At 64.4% G+C, this 19218-nt stretch carries 18 protein-coding genes and 1 pseudogene; 12 read left to right on the plus strand and 7 right to left on the minus strand.

The window, feature by feature from the left end:
• Window positions 1-87 precede the first annotated feature (87 nt).
• Window positions 88-1287 (plus strand): patatin-like phospholipase family protein, encoded by a 1200-nt coding sequence (locus SO140_RS40040; RefSeq protein ID WP_498543905.1) that lies wholly within the window; start codon window positions 88-90, stop codon window positions 1285-1287.
• Here SO140_RS40040 and SO140_RS40045 read toward each other — a convergent pair.
• Complete coding sequence (locus SO140_RS40045) at window positions 1279-2520, minus strand: amidase (protein WP_449380897.1); 1242 nt, start codon at window positions 2518-2520, stop codon at window positions 1279-1281. The two genes, SO140_RS40040 and SO140_RS40045, sit on opposite strands and share 9 nt — an antisense overlap.
• A gap of 91 nt (window positions 2521-2611) precedes the next feature.
• Between SO140_RS40045 and dprA the strand changes: the two are divergent.
• A pseudogene (dprA, locus tag SO140_RS40050) lies at window positions 2612-3753 on the plus strand (DNA-processing protein DprA).
• A 132-nt stretch (window positions 3754-3885) separates the two neighbouring features.
• On the opposite strand, the gene SO140_RS40055 reads toward dprA, so the two are convergent.
• Window positions 3886-4296, minus strand: a complete 411-nt coding sequence (locus tag SO140_RS40055) for a winged helix-turn-helix transcriptional regulator (protein WP_449380898.1) — start codon at window positions 4294-4296, stop codon at window positions 3886-3888.
• An 83-nt stretch (window positions 4297-4379) separates the two neighbouring features.
• Here SO140_RS40055 and SO140_RS40060 point away from each other — a divergent pair, with 83 nt between their 5' ends.
• Window positions 4380-4985 carry an FMN-dependent NADH-azoreductase gene (locus SO140_RS40060; RefSeq protein WP_449380899.1) on the plus strand — a complete coding sequence of 202 codons (606 nt, stop codon included), beginning with the start codon at window positions 4380-4382 and terminating at the stop codon, window positions 4983-4985.
• Between the two features lie 72 nt (window positions 4986-5057).
• On the opposite strand, the gene SO140_RS40065 is transcribed toward SO140_RS40060, so the two are convergent.
• Together SO140_RS40065 and SO140_RS40070 are read right to left on the minus strand one after the other, a co-directional pair.
• Window positions 5058-5240, minus strand: a complete 183-nt coding sequence (locus SO140_RS40065; protein WP_449380900.1) for a hypothetical protein — start codon at window positions 5238-5240, stop codon at window positions 5058-5060.
• Window positions 5241-5403: 163 nt separating this feature from the next.
• The gene (locus tag SO140_RS40070; protein ID WP_449380901.1) at window positions 5404-6177 is read right to left on the minus strand and encodes an SDR family NAD(P)-dependent oxidoreductase; all 774 of its coding nucleotides are present in this window, start codon (window positions 6175-6177) and stop codon (window positions 5404-5406) included.
• A 119-nt stretch (window positions 6178-6296) separates the two neighbouring features.
• On the opposite strand from SO140_RS40070, the gene SO140_RS40075 reads away from it, so the two are divergent.
• A complete protein-coding gene (locus SO140_RS40075; protein WP_449380902.1) occupies window positions 6297-6764 on the plus strand; it encodes a winged helix-turn-helix transcriptional regulator in 468 nt (155 codons plus the stop codon).
• 11 nt (window positions 6765-6775) lie between these two features.
• Here the strand turns inward: SO140_RS40075 and SO140_RS40080 are convergent, their stop codons facing one another.
• On the minus strand, window positions 6776-7303 hold the full coding sequence (locus SO140_RS40080; RefSeq protein WP_449380903.1) for a hypothetical protein: 528 nt from the start codon (window positions 7301-7303) through the stop codon (window positions 6776-6778).
• Window positions 7304-7582: 279 nt separating this feature from the next.
• Between SO140_RS40080 and SO140_RS40085 the strand changes: the two genes are divergently transcribed.
• Window positions 7583-9028, plus strand: a complete 1446-nt coding sequence (locus tag SO140_RS40085; RefSeq protein ID WP_449380904.1) for an adenylate/guanylate cyclase domain-containing protein — start codon at window positions 7583-7585, stop codon at window positions 9026-9028.
• A 219-nt stretch (window positions 9029-9247) separates the two neighbouring features.
• Here SO140_RS40085 and SO140_RS40090 read toward each other — a convergent pair whose 3' ends face one another.
• Window positions 9248-9487 (minus strand): hypothetical protein, encoded by a 240-nt coding sequence (locus tag SO140_RS40090; protein WP_449380905.1) that lies wholly within the window; start codon window positions 9485-9487, stop codon window positions 9248-9250.
• A 226-nt stretch (window positions 9488-9713) separates the two neighbouring features.
• Here SO140_RS40090 and topA point away from each other — a divergent pair, with 226 nt between their 5' ends.
• Genes topA through SO140_RS40110 form a run of 4 tightly spaced genes read left to right on the plus strand, consistent with a single transcriptional unit; the run spans window position 9714 to window position 16020 of the window.
• Complete coding sequence (gene topA, locus SO140_RS40095) at window positions 9714-12455, plus strand: type I DNA topoisomerase (protein WP_449380906.1); 2742 nt, start codon at window positions 9714-9716, stop codon at window positions 12453-12455.
• Window positions 12456-12462: 7 nt separating this feature from the next.
• Window positions 12463-14811, plus strand: coding sequence for a ribonuclease R (rnr, locus tag SO140_RS40100; RefSeq protein ID WP_449380907.1), 2349 nt, complete (start codon window positions 12463-12465; stop codon window positions 14809-14811).
• The gene (locus SO140_RS40105) at window positions 14799-15239 is read left to right on the plus strand and encodes a DUF983 domain-containing protein (protein WP_449380908.1); all 441 of its coding nucleotides are present in this window, start codon (window positions 14799-14801) and stop codon (window positions 15237-15239) included. Before rnr ends, SO140_RS40105 begins: the two co-directional genes overlap by 13 nt.
• A 31-nt stretch (window positions 15240-15270) precedes the next feature.
• A complete protein-coding gene (locus tag SO140_RS40110) occupies window positions 15271-16020 on the plus strand; it encodes an NUDIX hydrolase (RefSeq protein WP_449380909.1) in 750 nt (249 codons plus the stop codon).
• An 11-nt stretch (window positions 16021-16031) separates the two neighbouring features.
• On the opposite strand, the gene SO140_RS40115 is transcribed toward SO140_RS40110, so the two are convergent.
• Window positions 16032-16574 carry a hypothetical protein gene (locus SO140_RS40115; RefSeq protein ID WP_449380910.1) on the minus strand — a complete coding sequence of 181 codons (543 nt, stop codon included), beginning with the start codon at window positions 16572-16574 and terminating at the stop codon, window positions 16032-16034.
• A 235-nt stretch (window positions 16575-16809) separates the two neighbouring features.
• Between SO140_RS40115 and SO140_RS40120 the strand changes: the two genes are divergently transcribed.
• The 3 genes from SO140_RS40120 (at window position 16810) to SO140_RS40130 (ending at window position 19060) form a co-directional block, all read left to right on the plus strand.
• Window positions 16810-18135 (plus strand): LLM class flavin-dependent oxidoreductase, encoded by a 1326-nt coding sequence (locus tag SO140_RS40120; RefSeq protein ID WP_449380911.1) that lies wholly within the window; start codon window positions 16810-16812, stop codon window positions 18133-18135.
• A gap of 124 nt (window positions 18136-18259) precedes the next feature.
• On the plus strand, window positions 18260-18427 hold the full coding sequence (gene rpmG, locus SO140_RS40125) for a 50S ribosomal protein L33 (protein ID WP_449380912.1): 168 nt from the start codon (window positions 18260-18262) through the stop codon (window positions 18425-18427).
• A 129-nt stretch (window positions 18428-18556) separates the two neighbouring features.
• The gene (locus tag SO140_RS40130) at window positions 18557-19060 is read left to right on the plus strand and encodes a hypothetical protein (protein WP_449380913.1); all 504 of its coding nucleotides are present in this window, start codon (window positions 18557-18559) and stop codon (window positions 19058-19060) included.
• The last annotated feature ends 158 nt before the right edge of the window (window positions 19061-19218 follow it).

A 19218-nucleotide genomic window follows, 5' to 3' on the forward strand; every position in this document is an offset into this window, starting at 1 on the left:
TTTCGGCTTGTTTCCCGGCCGGAGTGGTCAACGGGTCCGAGGCCTGTCATCCTGACGGCAGAAAATGGCGTTACGCGGTAGCTCAGAATGAGCGAGACGATTGTCGACATGCATGACGAGGGTAGCTTGCAGGGTGCTGCGCGCACGCGCGCAAGCATGCTGCTCTCCGCCGCGGACATCTGGTCCAGTGCGCCCTCTCCACCTCCTGTTGCTGAGATTGCGCCCGCATCACCGCTGTCGCCCGCTCCTGCTCCGGTCGCGCCAGCAGTTCCACTGATCGAACCTGTGACCGCCGTTGCAGCCGTCGCGCCGAGCGTGACACCCTCCGAGCACTGGCCGCCTCGAAGATTGTCGCTGGCACTCCAGGGCGGTGGCACCTTTGCGGCTTTCACCTGGGGCGTGCTGGAGCGCCTGCTGGAAGAGCCGGGAATCGAATTCGACACCATCAGCGGCGCCAGCGCGGGCGCCATCAACGCGCTGCTAGTCGCCGGCGGCCTCGCCGAGGGCGGCCGCGAGGGCGCGCGGGCGCGCCTCGAGCGGTTCTGGGTGCGGCTGGTGCACGAGGCCTCGTTCCGCTCGCTGATGCTGGTCGGCGGCTTTTCGCCGGCGGGAAGCTCTGTGGCATTCGGGCCGACGCTGCGCTCCGGCCAGTTCGATCCGTTCGACCTCGATCCGCTGCGGCAGGCGCTGTCCCGCGACATCAATTTTGCGGCGCTGCGCGACAAGGCCTGCCCCAGGCTCCTGATCGCGGCGACACGGATCCGCGACGGGCACCAGCAGGTGTTTTCGAACGAGGCGATCACCGCCGACGTCGCGCTGGCTTCGACCTGCCCGCCGCTGGTGCATTGCGCGATCGAGGTCGACGGCGATGCCTATTGGGACGGCGGCTATGGCGGCAATCCGCCGCTGGTGCGGCTGGTACAGGAGTCGCGCGCGTCCGACGTGCTGGTCGTCCAGGTGACGCCCTCGCGCGACAGCTACGTGCCGATCACGCTCGCCGCGATCGACCGCCGGCTCGACCAGATCGCGGCCAACGCCGCGCTCAACGCCGAGGTCGCCGCGGTGGAATGGGCACGCACCGGCACCGCCCCCGCGCTGCGGCTATTCAGGATCGCGGCGGAAGACGAGATCGAGGGGCTGGCGCAGCGCTCGTCGACCGATCTCGGCCGCGGCTTCATCCGCCTGTTGCACCGGAGCGGCCGCACTGCTGCCGACCGCTGGCTGCGGCGGGAGACGCGTAGCGAGCCGTCCGTCCAGCGCACGCGCGCCGAGCCCGCGCTAGTTTGACGCCGCGAGCGCGTTCTCGAGGAAGCGCGCGGCGGCCAGCGCGCCCGCATCATTGCCAAAGCGCGCGATGAGCTGCACGCCGACCGGCAGGCCTTCCACCTTGAGAGCCGGCACGTTGACACAAGGATTGCCCATCAGCGTCCACAGCCGGTTGTAGCGGGGATCGCCGGTCGACGAGAGCCCCTTTGGCGCGGTGCCCGGGGCCGAATAGGTCAGGAGCACGTCGACCCCCTCAAAGACTTCGCCGAGCTCACGGCGGCCGCGGCGGCCGATTCGGCGCGCCTCGTCGTATTGGCGCGACGTGACCCCAACCGTTGCATCGAGGGTCGCGCGCAGCATCGGCGCGATCTCGTCGTGACGTTCGGAAAACTCCCAGGCGAGCGCACGATGCGCCTCAAAATCCTGGATCACGGGGTGAATGCGCCAAGCCTCCTGCACCATCTCGGGCAGGTCGATCTCTTCCACGCTCGCACCGGCGCGCGTCGCGGCCTTGATCGCCGCGCTGAGCCCCTGCTCAGCCGCCGGCTCGACAGGACCGGCGAACGCCTGCCTGACCACGCCGATGCGCGGCGACGTTGCCGCGACGATGTCGGAGAATTCGACCCGGCCGGTCATCCCGAACAATCCGCGCGCGATGTCGTCGACACCGGCACCGAACAGTCCGACCGTGTCGAGCGCCCAGGAAAAACATTTGACGCCCACCGTCGGCAGCAGACGGAACGACGGTTTGATCGCGGCAACCCCGCAATAGGCCGCGGGCCGGATCACCGAGCCGCCGGTCTGCGTGCCCACCGCCAGCGGGATCATGCCGGCAGCTACCGCAGCCGCCGAGCCAGCGGAAGATCCACCCGGCGTGTGGCCGGGATTGTGTGGATTGAGCGTGACGGTCGGATCGCGCGAGGCAAACGCCGTCGTTGTGGTCTTGCCGATGATGGTGGCGCCCGCGCGCTTGAGCATCATCACGACCGGCGCGTCGGCACGCGGCTGCCAACCCTTGTAGATCGCGGAGCCCATCTCGGTCGGGAAGTCCGCGGTGTCGATGATGTCCTTGATGCCGACCGCAACGCCGCGCAGGGGACCTGAGCCTTGCGCCTTCGCAGAGTTGGCGTGGCAGACGAAGGCCCGGACGTCGTTCTCCCGCCCCTCGATCGCCTCCAGCGACTGCGCGATAGCGGCGTCCGGCGAAAGCTCGCCCCTCTCGATGCGGAGCTGGAGATCGGCGAGTGAGATCATGGCCCAAATCCTTCTTGTTGGGAGCGTTTTTAGCATCGCGAGGAAGTCGCGCAAGCGCAGCGCCCTGTTGCCCACGCGCCCAGGTTGTTCCATGCTGTGCGCGCAAGGAGACACCGTGGACGCCATCACCACCACAACAGCCCTCACCGAGGCCGAGCGCATCGACCGCTTGCGCCTGATTCGCTCGGACAATGTCGGTCCGCGCACTTTCCGTTCGCTGCTCGATCATTTTGGCAGCGCGCGCGCCGCGTTGGAGCGGCTGCCGGACCTTGCGCGCCGCGGCGGCGCGGCGCGATCGGGACGCATCTGCTCCGCTGACGAAGCGAGAGCCGAGCTCGCGGCAAGCCGGAAGTTCGGCATGAGCTGGCTCGCGCCCGGCGAGGACGGTTATCCCTCGCGGCTTGCGACGATCGACGATGCGCCGCCACTGCTCGCGGTGCGCGGCGACGCCGCCAGCTTGATGCGGCCGATGATCGCGATCGTCGGCTCGCGCAATGCCTCGGGCGCCGGGCTCAAATTTGCAGGCCAGCTCGCGCGCGAGCTTGGCGAGGCCGGCTTCGTTATCATCTCGGGCCTTGCGCGCGGCGTCGACCAGGCCGCGCACCGCACGAGCATCGCCAGCGGCTCGGTCGCCGTGCTCGCCGGCGGCCATGACTGCATCTATCCGCCCGAGCATGTGGACCTGCTCGCCGCGATCCTCGACCAGAGCGGCGCTGCCATCTCCGAGATGCCGCTCGGCCACGAGCCGCGCGCACGCGACTTTCCCCGCCGCAACGCCTGATTTCGGGCGCCTCGCTTGGAGTCGTGGTGGTGGAGGCCGCACAGCGATCGGGCTCGCTGATCACCGCGCGCATGGCGGCCGAACAGGGCCGCGAGGTCTTTGCCGTGCCGGGCTCGCCGCTCGATCCGCGCGCCGCCGGCGCCAACGATCTCATCAAGCAGCGCGCAACGCTCGTCACGGAGGCTGCCGACATCATCAATGCGGTGCAGCCGATCATGGAAAGACCGATCATGCATCCGGCCGGTGAGCCCGACAGCGAACCCTTCGAAACCGATCCGCAAGGACATGATCGCGACCAGATTATCGGCCTGCTCGGCCCCGTGCCCATTTCGATCGACGATCTCGTGCGCATGTCCGGCGCCTCGCCAGCGATCGTCCGAACCGTGCTGCTGGAACTCGAGCTCGCCGGACGCCTGGAGCGCCACGGCGGTGGTCTGGTCGCCCTGCTCTAAAGCGCGATCGGAAAAAGATCGAAAACAACCCCATGCAAAGTAGAAAGCACGCCACAGGCGGGCGTCGCAGGCGCCCGAGGTGGACGGGGCTAAACCGCTCCAACCAAAAGCAATTCAGCCCAACAGCTCACATCAACCCTCATTCCGTTTGTCGAACCGCGCCCGCGCCGCCTCGATCTCGGTCTGGTGCGCCCGCGCCCACATCCCGAGCGCGACGACGGGCTGCGCGAGCCCGCGGCCCAGATCAGTCAGCTCGTAATCCACGCGTGGTGGAATGGTCGGGAAGATCGTGCGCGTGACGAGCCCGTCGCGCTCCAGCCCGCGCAGCGTCAGGGTCAGCATCCGCTGCGAGATGCCGGCGATCATGCGCTTCAGCTCATTGAAGCGCTTCGGCCCGTCGCCGAGCATCATGATCACGAACACGCTCCATTTGTCGCCAACCCGGGCAAGGATGGAAGCGACGCCGCGGCAGTCGGCATGGTCGGGATGCGGCACCGGCAAGGCAGGCAAATCGCTGTGTGTTGGTTTCAAAGATGTGCCCATGGCTCAAAAAAGTGCGTTCTTGCGGGGATTTCGGCAGTCACTCATGTAGTGCGGGTTACAAATCTATACCATGGGTGACCCAAATGAAACTCCTCCATATCGACTCCAGCGTGCTCGGCCCCCACTCCGTCAGCCGGCAGGTTTCGGCGGCCATCGTCGACCGGCTGCGCCAGGCCACGCCGTCCCTCGACGTCGTCTATCGTGATTTGACCCAGGTGCCGTTCGCGCACCTTTCCGGATCGCACCTTGCCGCCGCGCAAGGCGGCCCGGCGCCGGCCGAACTTGAGCCCGACCTCGCCGCCAGCAAGACCGCGCTGGATGAATTCCTCGCCGCCGAAATCGTCGTGATCGGCGCGCCCATGTACAATTTCACCATCCCGAGCCAGCTCAAGGCCTGGATCGACCGCATCATCGTGGCAGGAAAGACCTTCCAATACGGCGCCACCGGACCTGAAGGCCTTGCCGGCGGCAAGCGCGTCGTCGTGGCGATCTCCCGCGGCGGCTATTACGGCGCTGGCACGCCGCTCGCTGCCCTGGAGCACCTCGAAACCTATCTGCGCAGCGTGTTCGGCTTCATCGGGATCAGCCCGGAATTCATCATCGCGGATGGCATCCAGGTCGGGCCGGACCACCGCGAGAAGGCCATCGCAGGCGCGCTTGAGGCCGCGACCAGCCTGCGCGCGGCATAGGCTTCACGCCAACGCCATCTGTCGCCGCCACATGCGGGCGGCGGCGGTTGCATGAGCATTCCGCTCATGACGCTAAAACCACATCCCCTGAATGCCCAGGATGACGGCGACAAGCGAGATGAACAGTCCGATGCACGAGAACAAGGCGACCGCAACGAGCTGATGGCTGTCGGATTTCTTCGCGGGGATGGCGGAACGTTCGGTGTAAATACGCGGTGCTGAAATCGACGAAAGAATTCGAGCTGCTTTCGGCATAACGGGCTCCCTTAAATGGGTCTTATGACCCTGCCCATAGAAATGTCTGTGCAGCGCACGCAAAGGTTCAACGCCTTCACGGACAGTTTTGAAATATGTCCTGCAGACGAGGGAACCGGCCGGCGCAACCGCGTGAGGCCGGTTCAATTTTCACTTCATTCGATCAGCCGCGAAAGATTGGCGCGCCCGCAGGCGAGCCGGTCGCGCCGCCATCGACGAAGATCTCCGCGCTCTGGACGTGCGCGGAATCATCGGAGGCGAGAAACAGCACCGTCTTCGCAATGTGATCTGCTTCACCAATTCGGCCCAGCGGCGTGGTCTTGGCGATGCGGCCTTCCAGCGCGGCAAAGGCCTCGTTGGTCGGTGCGGTGCCCTTCCAGATCGGCGTGCGGGCCGCGCCCGGCGCCACTACGTTGACGCGGATATTGCGCGGCGAGAGTTCGGACGCCATCACCCTCGCCATCGCGCGCACGCCGGCCTTGCTCGCGGCGTAGGCGGAATAGCCGGGATTGCCGAGCACCGAGATCACCGAGCCATTGAGAATGATGGAGGCGCCGTCATTGAGATGCGGCAGCGCCGCCTGCACGGTGAAGAACACCGACGTGATGTTGGTGCGGATCACCTGCTCGAAGGCGGACAGCGTAGTGCCGCCGAGCGGGGTATTGCCGGGGATGCCGGCATTGGCAAAGACGATGTCGAGCTTGCCGAATTTTTCGACCGCGCGCGCGATCGCCTTCTCGGTCGCGGCGACGTCGTTGATGTCGGCTTCCACCGCAAGACCGCTCGCCCCGAGTTCCTTCGCCGCAGCCTCCAGCGTCTCCTTGTTGCGCCCCGTGATGGTGACCCTGGCGCCCTCGGCCACGAACAGCTTTGCCGTCGCAAGCCCGATGCCGCTGTTGCCGCCGGTGATGAATGCCGTCTTGCCCTTCAGTCTCACGCTCGCCTCCGATGGTTGCATAATGAAACCTGATTGCCATTTAGGGCATCCGGTTTTATAATGCAACCACACAAGCGCGTGATCGGCGCGATGGCGGACAAGCAGACGGAAACGGCACGATGGTGAAACGAACGAGCTTTGAAGGAGACTCCTGCCCGATCGCGCGATCGCTGGAAGCGATCGGCGACTGGTGGTCGCTCCTCATCATCCGCGAGGCGCTGTTCGGCGTGCGTCGCTTCGGCGAGTTCCAGAGCAAGCTCGGCATGGCCAAGAACATCCTCGCCACGCGGCTGCGCGCGCTCGTCGACCACGGGATCCTGAAGATCGCGCCCGCCTCCGACGGCAGCGCCTATTCTGAATATGTGCTGACGCCGAAGGGCCGCGGCGTTTTCCCCGTGCTGGTCGCGCTCCGGCAATGGAGCGAGGAGTTCGACGACCGCCCCGAGGAGATCGCGACCATCCTGGTCGATCGTGACAAGGGCCGCCCGGTACGAAGGCTCGAGCTGCGCGCGGAGGATGGACGGGTGCTGAGTGCGGCCGACACGACGCTGAAGGCGCGATCGCGGCGGAGCCGGAACGCGGGTTAGCGGATGTTGGCTTATCCCGGCGGAGCGGAAACGCTCCGCTTGTCGGTGATTGACCCTGACGGGACACCTATCTCCACAGCGTTAGGTCGTATGCCGCGACGGGCCATTTCCATCCGATCCGAATCGAATGAGCCTTTCGGTTTGCAATCCGACATGATGGATGAATATCCCTTCCTCTTGCCGATCGGCGCCGAGGGTTTCCCATCCAAATCAATAAACCAGTAATACGAGCGGCAGTTCGTGTCAGAAGATGCAGCCGCAGCGCAGACCCTTGGCAACCGAGATTCGCAGTAGGTTACATCCTGATAGAAATGCATCGGCACGCCCTCGCATTCGACGCTCCAGGTCCAAATGCTCACTCTCGTGATTGAACAGGCATCCCTGTGAAGCGCGTAGGCGATCTCGAGTCCCGGTATTTCCAATGCTTTGAGGGAAAGTTGCATGGCCTCCTCGGTTGAGGGAGCATTGACCAGCCTAAAGGCGGTCCAGATGGCGTAGGCTCCCACGCCAACAAGCGCTGTGATGCCAAGCAGTTTCATTTGCAGCTCATCGGCAGAGTCGTCAAAGCGACGAAGTAATATCGTGTCTCGCAAGAAGTGGCATTGTTGCTTTCAATCAACGTCGCTCACAACCTAGACGCTACTCACGCAAAAGACACGAGAGGCAAATGCTCACGATTAATAGATAGTTGCTCGCGCAGTCCCGCCCCAAAGCATGCATTTGTCCCTGGGGTTTTATGCTACTCTTGGACGGCCGGAAGATGGTGCCATCTTCGCTGACATGTGAAGTCCAACCTCGTCGACGACTTGGGTGGGAAAATGCATCACGTTCAAGAGAGGCTGCTCGAAAGCAAGATGACCGAGGTCGAGCAGGCCCGGTCCTGGAGCCCGCGCGTCATCTCCAAATTCGAAAGCTTGATCCGGGGTGGCGACGACCTCTCGCTTTATCGCATCAATCCGCTTTCCTTTGCGCGCGACCGCGCCATCAGCGAAGCAGAGAGCATCGACCTGTTTCTCCATGCCGCGCGGAGCGGTCTGTTCGACATGAGCTGGGATGTCGTCTGCCCCCAGTCCGGCATGGTGCTCGACAGTTTCGGCGCCTTGCGAACCCTGAAAACCCACTATGTCTGCGGCCTGTGCGATGTCTCTGGCGACACGGACCTCGATGACTTCATCGAAGTGACTTTCACGGTTTCCCCGCAGCTTCGAAGGCTTCCCTTCCACGATCTGGCGTCGCTTTCGGTCGAGGATTTCCACTGGAAGGCCCGCTTTCTCACCGACGGGCGCTTGCCGGGTCAGCCGATCCGCTTTCTTGACGTCCTGCGCGGTCTCGTTCGCGGCTTGTCGTTCTTGCCTCCGGGCTCCACAACGTCGCTCATGGTCGAGCTCGGCCCCGGCGCGCTTGCAGGCGTCAATGTGCAGACCCAGGCCAGCTTCGCAGTGAATGTGGTGGGCGAGCCCGCATCGGCTCCGACGCGCTTGCCAATCAAGTATGATGGACGCCGTTTTTCTCCGCTCGCATCCGCCGTGCCGCCCGGGCCGGTGGTGGTTGAGGTGGAAAATAGCTCTGCGACACGCGGCTCCTTGCTTCTGATCAACTGGCCGCCCGAGATCCTGGCGCAGACGGTCAAGCCCGCGCTCGACTTCGATCCCTATCTGTCAGGCGGCATGCTGCTCGCCCGACAGACTTTCCGACGACTGTTCCGGTCGGAGCGTGTCGATGAGAAGGAAGGCCTCGGCATCAGGCAGGTGACCCTGCTGTTCACGGACCTGAAGGGATCGACGGCCATGTACGAGCGGCTTGGCGACCTCAACGCCTATGCGCTGGTACGCGAGCACTTTGCCCTGCTGGGCTCAACCGTTCAGCAGCACTCGGGCGCGATCGTCAAAACGATCGGCGACGCCGTGATGGCCGTGTTCTCGCGCCCGGCCGATGCCGTCTCGGCCGCGCTGCACATTCTGGCTGATATCGAGCGCTACAATGCCGAGCATGGCGATCCCAGCATCATCCTGAAGATCGGAGCCCATTGCGGTCCCTCGATCGCGGTCACGTTGAACGAGAACCTCGACTATTTCGGACAGACCGTGAATGTGGCGGCGCGTGTCCAAGCGCTGGCCGGCGCCGGGGAAATTTGCCTTTCGGAAGCGCTCTATGCGGCACCCGGGGTAAGTCAACTTCTCGCCGGTCGCAACGTCGTCGCGTTCGACGCACCGCTTCGGGGTGTCGAGGGAGCAGCGTGCGTCTATCGCGTGACGGACATGTAGACCGCAGCCGCAGCAAATGACGACGTGGAAGCAGTGGCGCGCCGCTCATGCAGCCGCTGTAGGGTGGGCAAAGCGAAGCGTGCCGACCAATTCCGTCGACGCAAGGGAGGCAGAAGGGTGGGCACACTTTCGCCTTCGCTCTTCGATAAGGCGAAAGCTTTGCCCACCCTACGGCAGTCCTGCTTTCATGACATCGGAGAACGTGGCCCGCTCCGAGCTTCACGACAGCTTGCGCTTGCTGCGGAGGCGGATGTGCTCGTCGGCCTCTAACTGGGTCATGCCGAGGAGATAATGCAGCACGTCGAGCCTGTGGCGCTCGGCGATCTGGCGCAACTGAGCCACCTGCTCGGCGATGAACGCGACAGCTTCGTCCGCCCCGCCCTCGCCCGGTTCCTCGCTCCGCGAACGCTTTCCTCCGGCCGACGCGGTCGGCGGCCGCTTCCTTGCTGGTTTCGTCACCAGACCCCATCCGAATCCTTGCCCACCTTCGACTCTACGCCGCCCACCCCACAACTCAAAGGCGGTATTATACAACTTTCGCGATATGAAACTTTGCTCATTTTCGGCCCGTTCAACACCGCTCGATTTGACAGGGACGGCCTCACCACCCATGTTCGGGACGAAACGGCCGACCCGAGTCCCTTCGAATTTGGCCTAGATTTCTCCCGTAAGTTACTGGAACTACATGAATATCGTCATTGTCGAGTCGCCGGCGAAGGCCAAGACGATCAACAAGTATCTGGGCTCGTCCTACGAGGTTCTGGCCTCGTTCGGCCATGTCCGGGACTTGCCGGCGAAGAACGGTTCGGTCGATCCGGACGAAAATTTCAAGATGATCTGGGAGGTCGACCCCAAGGCTGCCGGCCGGCTCAATGACATTGCCAAGTCCCTGAAGGGCGCCGACCGCCTGATTCTGGCCACCGACCCCGATCGCGAGGGCGAGGCGATCTCCTGGCACGTGCTTGAGGTGCTGAAAGAGAAGCGCGCGCTGAAGGACCAGAAGATCGAGCGCGTGGTGTTCAACGCCATCACCAAGCAGGCGGTCTCGGAAGCGATGAAGCATCCACGCCAGATCGACGGTGCGCTGGTCGACGCCTACATGGCGCGCCGCGCGCTGGATTATCTGGTCGGTTTCACCCTCTCCCCCGTGCTGTGGCGAAAGCTGCCGGGCGCCCGCTCGGCCGGCCGCGTGCAGTCGGTGGCGCTGCGCCTCGTCTGCGACCGCGAGCTCGAGATCGAGAAATTCGTCGCCCGTGAATACTGGTCGCTGATCGCAACCCTGTTGACGCCGCGCGGCGACGCCTTCGAGGCTCGTCTCGTCGGCGCCGACGGCAAGAAGATCCAGCGGCTCGACATCGGCACCGGCGCGGAAGCGGAAGACTTCAAGAAGGCGCTGGAACTGGCTACCTACGCGGTGACCGCGGTCGATGCCAAGCCCGCCCGGCGCAATCCGCAGGCGCCCTTCACGACCTCGACACTCCAGCAGGAAGCCAGCCGCAAATACGGCTTTGCACCCGCGCATACGATGCGGATCGCACAGCGGCTCTATGAGGGCATCGACATCGGCGGCGAGACCACTGGACTTATTACTTATATGCGTACCGACGGCGTGCAGATCGCGGGTGAAGCAATCACCCAGGCGCGCAAGGTGATCGGCGAGGACTACGGCAACGCCTACGTGCCGGACAGCCCGCGCCAGTACCAGACCAAGGCCAAGAACGCGCAGGAAGCGCACGAAGCGATCCGCCCGACCGACCTCTCCCGCCGTCCCGCCAGCATGGCCCGCAAGCTCGACGCCGACCAGGCCAAGCTCTACGAGCTGATCTGGAAGCGCACCATCGCGAGCCAGATGGAAGCGGCTGAGCTGGAGCGCACCACCGTCGACATCACGGCAAAGGCAGGCGCCCGCACGCTGGAGCTGCGCGCCACCGGGCAGGTCATCAAGTTCGACGGCTTCCTGGCGCTCTACCAGGAGGGCCGCGACGACGAGGAGGACGAGGACTCTCGCCGCCTGCCCGCGATGAGCGAGGGCGAGGCCGTCAAGCGCCAGTCGCTGTCCGTCACCCAGCATTTCACCGAGCCGCCGCCGCGCTTCTCGGAAGCCTCGCTCGTCAAGCGCATGGAAGAGCTCGGCATCGGCCGGCCCTCGACCTATGCCTCGATCCTCCAGGTCCTGAAGGACCGCGGCTACGTCAAGCTCGAGAAGAAGCGCCTGCATGGCGAGGACAAGGGCCGCGTCGTGGTCGCGTTCCTGGAGAGCTTCTTCAGCCGCTACGTCGAATACGACTTCACCGCGGGTCTGGAGGAGCAGCTCGACCGCATCTCCAACAACGAGATCTCCTGGCAGCAGGTGCTGAAGGACTTTTGGCGCGACTTCATCGGCGCCGTCGACGAGATCAAGGATCTGCGCGTCGCGCAGGTGCTCGACGTGCTCGACGAGATGCTGGGGCCGCACATCTATCCGCCCCGCGCCGATGGCGGCGACGTCAGGCAGTGCCCGAGCTGCGGCAGCGGCAGGCTCAACCTGAAAGCCGGCAAGTTCGGCGCCTTCGTCGGCTGCTCGAACTATCCGGAATGCCGTTACACGCGCCAGCTCGCCGCGGACGGCGAGACCACCGCTGACCGTTCGCTCGGTCAGGATCCCGACACCGGTTTCGACGTCTGGGTGAAGGCCGGCCGTTTCGGGCCGTATATCCAGCTCGGCGAGCAGAAGGACTATGAGGAAGGCGAGAAGCCGAAGCGCGCCGGCATCCCGAAGGGCACCTCGCCCGGCGATGTCGACCTCGAGCTTGCGCTAAAGCTGTTGTCGCTGCCGCGCGAAATCGGCAAGCATCCGGAGACCGGTCAGCCGATCACCGCCGGTCTCGGCCGCTTTGGGCCATTCGTGAAGCACGAGAAGACGTACGCCAGCCTGGAAGCCGGCGACGAGGTGTTCGACATCGGCCTCAACCGCGCGGTGACGTTGATCGCGGAGAAGGTCGCGAAGGGCCCGAGCCGCCGCTTCGGCGCCGACCCCGGCAGGGCGATCGGCGACCACCCGACGCTCGGCACCGTCACCGTGAAGAGCGGCCGCTACGGCGCCTATGTCACGGCAGGTGGCGTCAACGCGACGATCCCTGCCGAGTTCGAAAAGGACGCGATCACCCTGCCCCAGGCTATCGCGCTGATCGACGAGCGCGCGGCCAAAGGTGGCGGCAAGACCAAAGCAAAGAAGGCGAAGGCGACCAAGACCACGGCAAAGACTGCCGAGGGCGAGGATCCGCCCAAGCCAGCAAAGAAACCGGCCGCGAAAAAAGCCGCGGCCAAAACGAAATCTGAATCAACCAGCAAGGCACGCGCAGCCGTGTCGTCGACGGCCAAGACGTCGCCGACCAAGGGATCTGCCGCGGCCAAGGCACCGGCCAAGAAGAGTGCCGGCAAGAATTAGAGGTTAAGTGAAACGTAAGAATGACCATGGCTTTCCCGACCGGAACGCCATCGTCGCCTTCATCAAGGCAAATCATGGAAACGTCGGAACCCGCGAGATCGCGCGCGAGTTCGGCCTGAAGAACGCCGACCGCATCGAGCTCAAGCGCATGCTGCGCGAGCTCGCCGATGACGGAATCATCAAGAAGAAGCGCCACAAGGTTTCGGAGCCGGACAGCCTGCCGCCAACGCTCCTCGCCGACATCACCGGCCGCGACGCCGATGGCGAGTTGATCGCCTCCCCCGCCGAATGGGACGAGGTCGAGAGCGGCGAACCGCCGAAAATCCTCATCGAGATGCCCCGCCGGCCGAAGCCGGGCACGGCGGCCGGCGTCGGCGACCGCGCCCTGCTTCGCATCGAGCGCTCCGACGAGACCGAAGGCCCCGCCTGGCGCGGCCGCATCATCAAGGTCATCGACAAGGCCAAGAGCCGCATCCTCGGCGTCTTCCGCAGCCTGCCCGAGGGCGGCGGACGGCTCGTACCGGTCGACAAGAAATTTGCCGACCGTGAACTCAACATTGCGAAGACCGAGACGCAAGGCGCAGAGGATGGCGACCTCGTCAGCGTCGACATCGTGCGCTCGCGCGGCTTTGGCCTGGCCTCGGGTCGGGTGAAAGAAAAGCTCGGCTCGGTCAAGTCGGAGAAGGCGATCAGCCTGATCGCGATCTACGCCCACGACATCCCCCTGCAATTCTCCCCAGGCGCGATGCGCGATGCGGAAGCTGCGGAGCCGGCGAACCTGAAAGGGCGCGAGGACTGGCGCGACGTCCCGCTCGTCACCATCGATCCGCCCGATGCCAAGGATCATGACGACGCGGTGCATGCGCAAGCAGACGAGGATCCCAACAACAGGGGCGGCTTCATCGTCAATGTCGCGATTGCGGATGTGAGCTTCTACGTCCGCCCTGGCACTGCGCTCGACCGTGATGCGATCGACCGCGGCAACTCCGTCTATTTCCCCGACCGCGTCGTGGCGATGCTGCCGGAGCGGATCTCCAACAATCTGTGCTCGCTGGTGCCGGGCGAGCCGCGCGGCGCACTTGTCGTGCGGATGGTGATCGGCCCCGACGGCCGCAAGCGCTCGCACTCGTTCCATCGCATCCTGATGCGCTCGGCCGCCAAGCTGCACTATGCGCAGGCGCAGGCCGCGATCGACGGCCGGCCGGATGACACCACCGGCCCCCTGCTCGATCCGATCCTCAAGCCGCTCTATGCCGCCTACGCCTGCGTCAAGCGCGCCCGCGACGAGCGCGATCCGCTCAATCTCGATCTGCCCGAGCGCAAGATCCTGCTGAAGAGCGACGGCACGGTCGATCGCGTCGTCGTACCCGAAAGGCTGGACGCGCATCGCCTGATCGAGGAGTTCATGATCCTCGCCAACGTCGCGGCGGCCGAGATGCTGGAGAAGAAGTCGCTGCCGCTGATCTATCGCGTGCACGACGAGCCGACGCTGGAAAAGGTCCACGCGCTTCAGGAGTTTCTGGAGACGCTCGACGTTCCCTTTGCCAAGAGCGGCCCGCTGCGCCCGACCCTGTTCAACCGCGTGCTGGCTCAGCTCGAGGGGCACGACTACTACCCGCTGGTGAGCGAGGTGGTGCTGCGCGCACAGGCGCAAGCCGAGTACTCCGCCGAGAATTATGGCCATTTCGGTCTCAATCTGCGCCGCTACGCGCATTTCACCTCGCCGATCCGCCGCTACGCCGATCTCGTCGTGCATCGCGCGCTGGTTCGCGCGCTGGGCCTTGGCGAAGGCGCGCTGCCCGACAGCGAGACACCGGAAACCCTAAGCGAAGTCGCCGCGCATATTTCAGTCACCGAGCGGCGCGCGATGAAGGCCGAGCGCGAGACCGTCGACCGGCTCATTGCGCATCATCTCGCCGATCGCATCGGCGCGACCTTCCAGGGCCGCGTGTCCGGGGTCACGCGTGCCGGCCTGTTCGTCAAGCTCGACGACACCGGCGCCGACGGGCTGATCCCGATCCGATCCCTCGGCACGGAATATTTCAACTATGACGAGAGCCGCCATGCCCTCGTCGGCTCGCGCAGCGGTGCCATGCATCAGCTGGGTGATGTCGTCGACGTCCGTCTGGTAGAAGCTGCTCCCATTGCCGGCGCGCTGCGCTTCGAGCTGTTGTCGGCGGGCGAGAGCGCGCCGCGTGGCCGCAGGGATTTTCGTCCGCAGCGCAAAGCGGCGAAGGCGCGACCCGGACGCAGTCCCGAGACGAGGCGCAAGCCGGAGAAGCAGAAGAAGTCCGGCAAGGGCAAGAAGGGCAAGGGCGCGAAAGGCAAGGGAAAGAACAAGGCATGGAAGCGATGAGCACCACGCCAAAGATCTGGACGCGCGAGACCGGCCTCGTCGAGAAGCGCGACGTCTGGGGTGCGATGAAGCGCGGCTTTCGCGGCCGCTGCCCGCGTTGCGGCCAGGGCAAGCTGTTCCGCGCGTTCCTCAAAACCGCGGACAACTGCTCATCCTGCGGGCTCGACTTCACGCCGCATCGCGCCGACGATCTGCCGGCCTATCTCGTGATCGTCATCGTCGGCCACATCGTGGTGCCGAGCATCCTCTGGATCGAGACCAACTACACCACGCCAGCCTGGATCAGCTTTGCGGCCTATCTCCCCTTCACCTTCATCGCCTCGCTCGCGCTCTTGCAGCCGGTGAAGGGCGCCGTGGTCGGCCTGCAATGGGCCCTGCGCATGCACGGCTTTGACGACAATCCGCCGGATGGTATTCCGCCGGTGTAACAAGAATGAAGAAAACCGTTCGGGTGAGGAAATGACTGAAGCGGCGCAGGCGGAAAAAGAAAGGGTTCACGACGAGAAGGAGCCCGATCACCATCCTTATTTTCGGCCGAAGGATGCCGCCACCCTGATCCTCGTTGATCGCAGCGGCTCCATTCCAAAAGTGCTGGTCGGCAAGCGCCACGACAAGGTGGTGTTCATGCCCGGCAAGTTCGTCTTCCCCGGCGGCCGCGTCGACAAGGCCGACTATCGCGTGCCCTGCGCGGCGCCGATCACGCCGGAGCTTCAGGCCAATCTGTTCAAGGGCAGCCCGAGGACGGAGGCCTCGCGTGCAAAATCGCTTGCGATCGCCGCGATCCGCGAGGCCTGCGAGGAAACCGGTCTCTGCCTCGGGCGTCAGCACGACGGCAACGCGCCGAAGCTTGACGGCCCCTGGCAACCGTTTGCCGATGCGGGCCTCCTGCCCGATCCCTCCGGCCTGTTCCTGATCGCGCGCGCAATTACGCCCCCCGGCCGCGTCAAGCGCTTCGACACGCGCTTCTTCACCGCGGATGCCTCTGCCATCACCCATCGTGTCGAGGGCGTGGTGCATGCCGATGCCGAGCTGGTCGAGCTGGTCTGGGTCGAGCTCGGCTCACAGCCGCTCGCCGACCTGCATCCGATGACGCGGAACGTGCTCAATGAGCTGGACAAGCGGCTCGCCACCGGCCCGCTCCGCCATGACGCACCGGTGCCGTTCTTCCATTTCTACGGCGGCAAGATGCAGAAGGATATTTTGAGCTGACCTGAGACGGATCACTCGTCCGCGTCAGGCTCCGTGCCGACATAGTCGCGTGCCGGAAGCTTGAGCTTGCGACCGAGCTCGTTCGCAAGTTCGGTCGCGTCTTCGCGCCTGGTGAAGCTCGACAGCGTGATCGGCGTGGTGCCCTTGTTGCCGCAGAGGTTGACGTCGTACACCGTCAGCTCCGCATCGCAGTCATCGGTGATGCTGATGAGGTGGTAGTCCGACAGATTGCGCGAGCTGCGGATATTCAGCGGGCCAAACTGCCTGGTGATGACGACCTGGCGCAGCGTCTCATTCAGAACGATGAAATAGCGGAATGTCAGCAGGATCAGACCGGGAATGCCGACCGCAAGGCCAAGACCCGTGAAGACCAGCACAGGCACCCAGTCATCGGCCAATCGACCGAATCCGGACAGGTCCTGTCGCAACCCGAGGGCGACGTTCCAAAGCAGGTAGGCGCTCGCCGCAAGCAGCGGCAGCGACAGCAGCCGGCCGATCCAGGGCATCGGCCGATCGATGCGAATTGTACCGTCCACCGCCATTGCGCTGGCCATTGCCTGTCTCCTCACGGGCCGAAGTCATCGCTTGGTCGGACCAGGACGCCGATCGGTTCGAGGGAGAAGCTCCCTCCTCCCGTCATTTCGGGGCGCGCCACTTGGCGCCAGCCCGGAATGACGAATGTGCTGAGGGGCGAGAGAAAAACAAAAAATTGTTCTGCGCGTGGCCGATGGCACAAGCGGGCGCCGCACCTATGTCATCTCGAACGACATCCAGCATGGACACGGGGCGATGGCACAACGGCAACTCAAGCTCGGGGCGTTCATGCGCCCGGTCTCAATCCACACCGGCGCCTGGCGCTATCCGGGCGCCTGGCCCGACGCCAATTTCAATTTCGGCCACATCAAGACGCTGATCAGGAAACTCGAGGCCGGCAAGTTCGATGCGTTCTTCATGGCCGATCACCTCGCCGTGCTCAACATGCCGATCAACGCCTTGAAGCGCAGTCACACCGTGACCTCGTTCGAGCCGTTCACGCTTCTGTCAGCGCTCTCCGCCGTGACCGAGCGCATCGGCCTGATCGCGACGGGCTCAACCACGTTCGACGAGCCCTATCACGTCGCGCGGCGTTTTGCTTCGCTCGACCATCTCAGCGGCGGTCGCGCCGGCTGGAATATCGTCACCACCTCGAATCCCGACGCGGCGCTGAATTTCGGTCTCGACGATCACATGGAGCACGCCGAGCGCTACAAGCGCGCGAGAGAATTCTATGATGTCGTCACCGGCCTCTGGGATTCCTTCGCAGACGATGCCTTCGTGCGCGACGTCGAAAGCGGCCTGTTCTTCGATCCCTTGAAGATGCATGTGCTCGACCACCAGGGCAAATATCTGAAGGTGCGCGGTCCCCTCAACATCGCCCGTCCCGTCCAGGGCTGGCCGCTCATCGTGCAGGCCGGTGCGTCCGAGGACGGCAAGCAGCTCGCCGCCGAGACCGCGGAGGCTGTGTTCACCGGCGGCGGGAGCCTTGCCGACGGGCAGAAGCTCTATGCCGACATCAAGGGCCGGATGGAGAAGGTCGGCCGCGATCCCGAGCATCTCAAAATCCTGCCCGGGGCTTTCGTCGTGGTCGGTGACAGCGTCGATGAGGCCAAGGAGAAGCGTGCGCTGCTTGACAGCCGCGTGCACTACGACAGCGCCATCGCCTCGCTCTCGGTCATCCTCGGCACGGACGCGAGCGGCTTCGACCCCGATGGACCGCTGCCGCCGATCCCGGAGACCAACGCCAGCAAGAGCGGCCGGCAGCGGATGGTCGACCTTGCGGCGCGCGAAAAGCTGACCGTACGCCAGCTCGCCCAGCGCGTCGGCGGCTATGGCGGGCTCTCCTTCGTCGGCACGGCCAAGACCATCGCCGACCAGATGGAGGAGTGGCTGGTCGGGCGCGGGTCCGACGGCTTCAACATCATGTTCCCGTTCCTGCCCGCCGGCCTCGACGATTTCGTCGACAAGGTCGTCCCGGAACTGCAACGGCGCGGGATTTTCCGGAAAGAGTACGAAGGGACCACTTTGAGGGAGAATCTGGGCCTGCCGCGGCCGAAAAACCGGTTCTTCGAGGGTTAATCGGGCCGATTTGGGCGAGTTTCTGGCCGCAAAACCTTGACTTTGGGCGGTTTGTGGCTAGGTTGCCGGCCAACGCGGGCCGTTTGGCCGGCTCCAGATTCCCTTCAATTTTGAGGTCCTGAACATGGCCAAAGCGGTCACCATCAAGGTCAAGCTCGTGTCCTCGGCTGACACCGGCTTCTTCTACGTCGCCAAGAAGAACTCGCGCACCATGACCGAGAAGCTGGTCAAAAAGAAGTACGACCCGGTCGCGCGCAAGCACGTCGAATTCAAGGAAGCCAAGATCAAGTAGGATCGCGGCAACACGCTGAAACGACTTTGACGGGGCCTTCGCGGCCCCGTTTTTATTTGCGGCCGTTTTTATTTACCGGTGTTGGTCGTAGCCTTGGCGTCCATGAGCGCAACCCTGAACGAGGGAAACGTGGGTGGCTACTCGGTCGCCTATGGCCGCGACGACACCTATTTCCCCGTCTACGTGACGGCGGCACTGGCCGCGATCTTCTGCACCGCCGCCCTCCTCACCGGCGCTTTCTACTGGCTCCTGCTCGCGGCGCTTGCAGCCAGCTTCACCTATTACAACATTCCGCTGCTCGAGACCGGCCGTCCCACCATCGGCGCCAATCAATACGGCATCTTCGTCCAGGCCTTCGGCCTGATCCGGTGGCGCGCCATCGAGCGCATCGATCTCGTCGAGATCGCCGAACGCGCGATGACCGTGCACGAGCTGCAAATAGTCCTCAACGCGCCGCTCACCAGCGCGCTGGTCGCCGACTGGCGCAAGCAGCCGTCCTGGCGCTGGCTGATGCGCCTGCCCTGGCGGATGAGCCACACCAACATGGTGCGGATCAATGTCGAGCCGTTCGACCAGCCGCCCGACATGATCCATCGCACCTTCCTGAGGATGTGGCGCTACTACCGCAGCTAGGGCGTACTCATGAATCCGTGATGTCCGCGTTCGGTGGTCGAGCAGACACGCGGCACCGAACCCGGCATGTCGGCTTGTGACCGATTCCGTTGAAAAAGGCCGCGGTTGCGACTCAGAGATACCAGTGATTCAGTCTGTCTAGTTGGCAGGACTGAAGA

The sequence above is a fragment of the Bradyrhizobium sp. UFLA05-108 genome (genome assembly GCF_059803455.1).

Coding starts and splice junctions, on each gene's coding strand:
- SO140_RS40120 (WP_449380911.1), top strand. CDS start 16,810: ATGGCACAACGGCAACTCAAGCTCGGGGCGTTCATGCGCCCGGTCTCA.
- SO140_RS40065 (WP_449380900.1), bottom strand. CDS start 5,240: ATGCCGAAAGCAGCTCGAATTCTTTCGTCGATTTCAGCACCGCGTATT.
- SO140_RS40060 (WP_449380899.1), top strand. CDS start 4,380: ATGAAACTCCTCCATATCGACTCCAGCGTGCTCGGCCCCCACTCCGTC.
- SO140_RS40105 (WP_449380908.1), top strand. CDS start 14,799: ATGGAAGCGATGAGCACCACGCCAAAGATCTGGACGCGCGAGACCGGC.
- SO140_RS40055 (WP_449380898.1), bottom strand. CDS start 4,296: ATGGGCACATCTTTGAAACCAACACACAGCGATTTGCCTGCCTTGCCG.
- SO140_RS40075 (WP_449380902.1), top strand. CDS start 6,297: ATGGTGAAACGAACGAGCTTTGAAGGAGACTCCTGCCCGATCGCGCGA.
- SO140_RS40040 (WP_498543905.1), top strand. CDS start 88: ATGAGCGAGACGATTGTCGACATGCATGACGAGGGTAGCTTGCAGGGT.
- rpmG (WP_449380912.1), top strand. CDS start 18,260: ATGGCCAAAGCGGTCACCATCAAGGTCAAGCTCGTGTCCTCGGCTGAC.
- SO140_RS40045 (WP_449380897.1), bottom strand. CDS start 2,520: ATGATCTCACTCGCCGATCTCCAGCTCCGCATCGAGAGGGGCGAGCTT.
- SO140_RS40115 (WP_449380910.1), bottom strand. CDS start 16,574: ATGGCCAGCGCAATGGCGGTGGACGGTACAATTCGCATCGATCGGCCG.
- SO140_RS40080 (WP_449380903.1), bottom strand. CDS start 7,303: ATGAAACTGCTTGGCATCACAGCGCTTGTTGGCGTGGGAGCCTACGCC.
- SO140_RS40110 (WP_449380909.1), top strand. CDS start 15,271: ATGACTGAAGCGGCGCAGGCGGAAAAAGAAAGGGTTCACGACGAGAAG.
- topA (WP_449380906.1), top strand. CDS start 9,714: ATGAATATCGTCATTGTCGAGTCGCCGGCGAAGGCCAAGACGATCAAC.
- SO140_RS40085 (WP_449380904.1), top strand. CDS start 7,583: ATGCATCACGTTCAAGAGAGGCTGCTCGAAAGCAAGATGACCGAGGTC.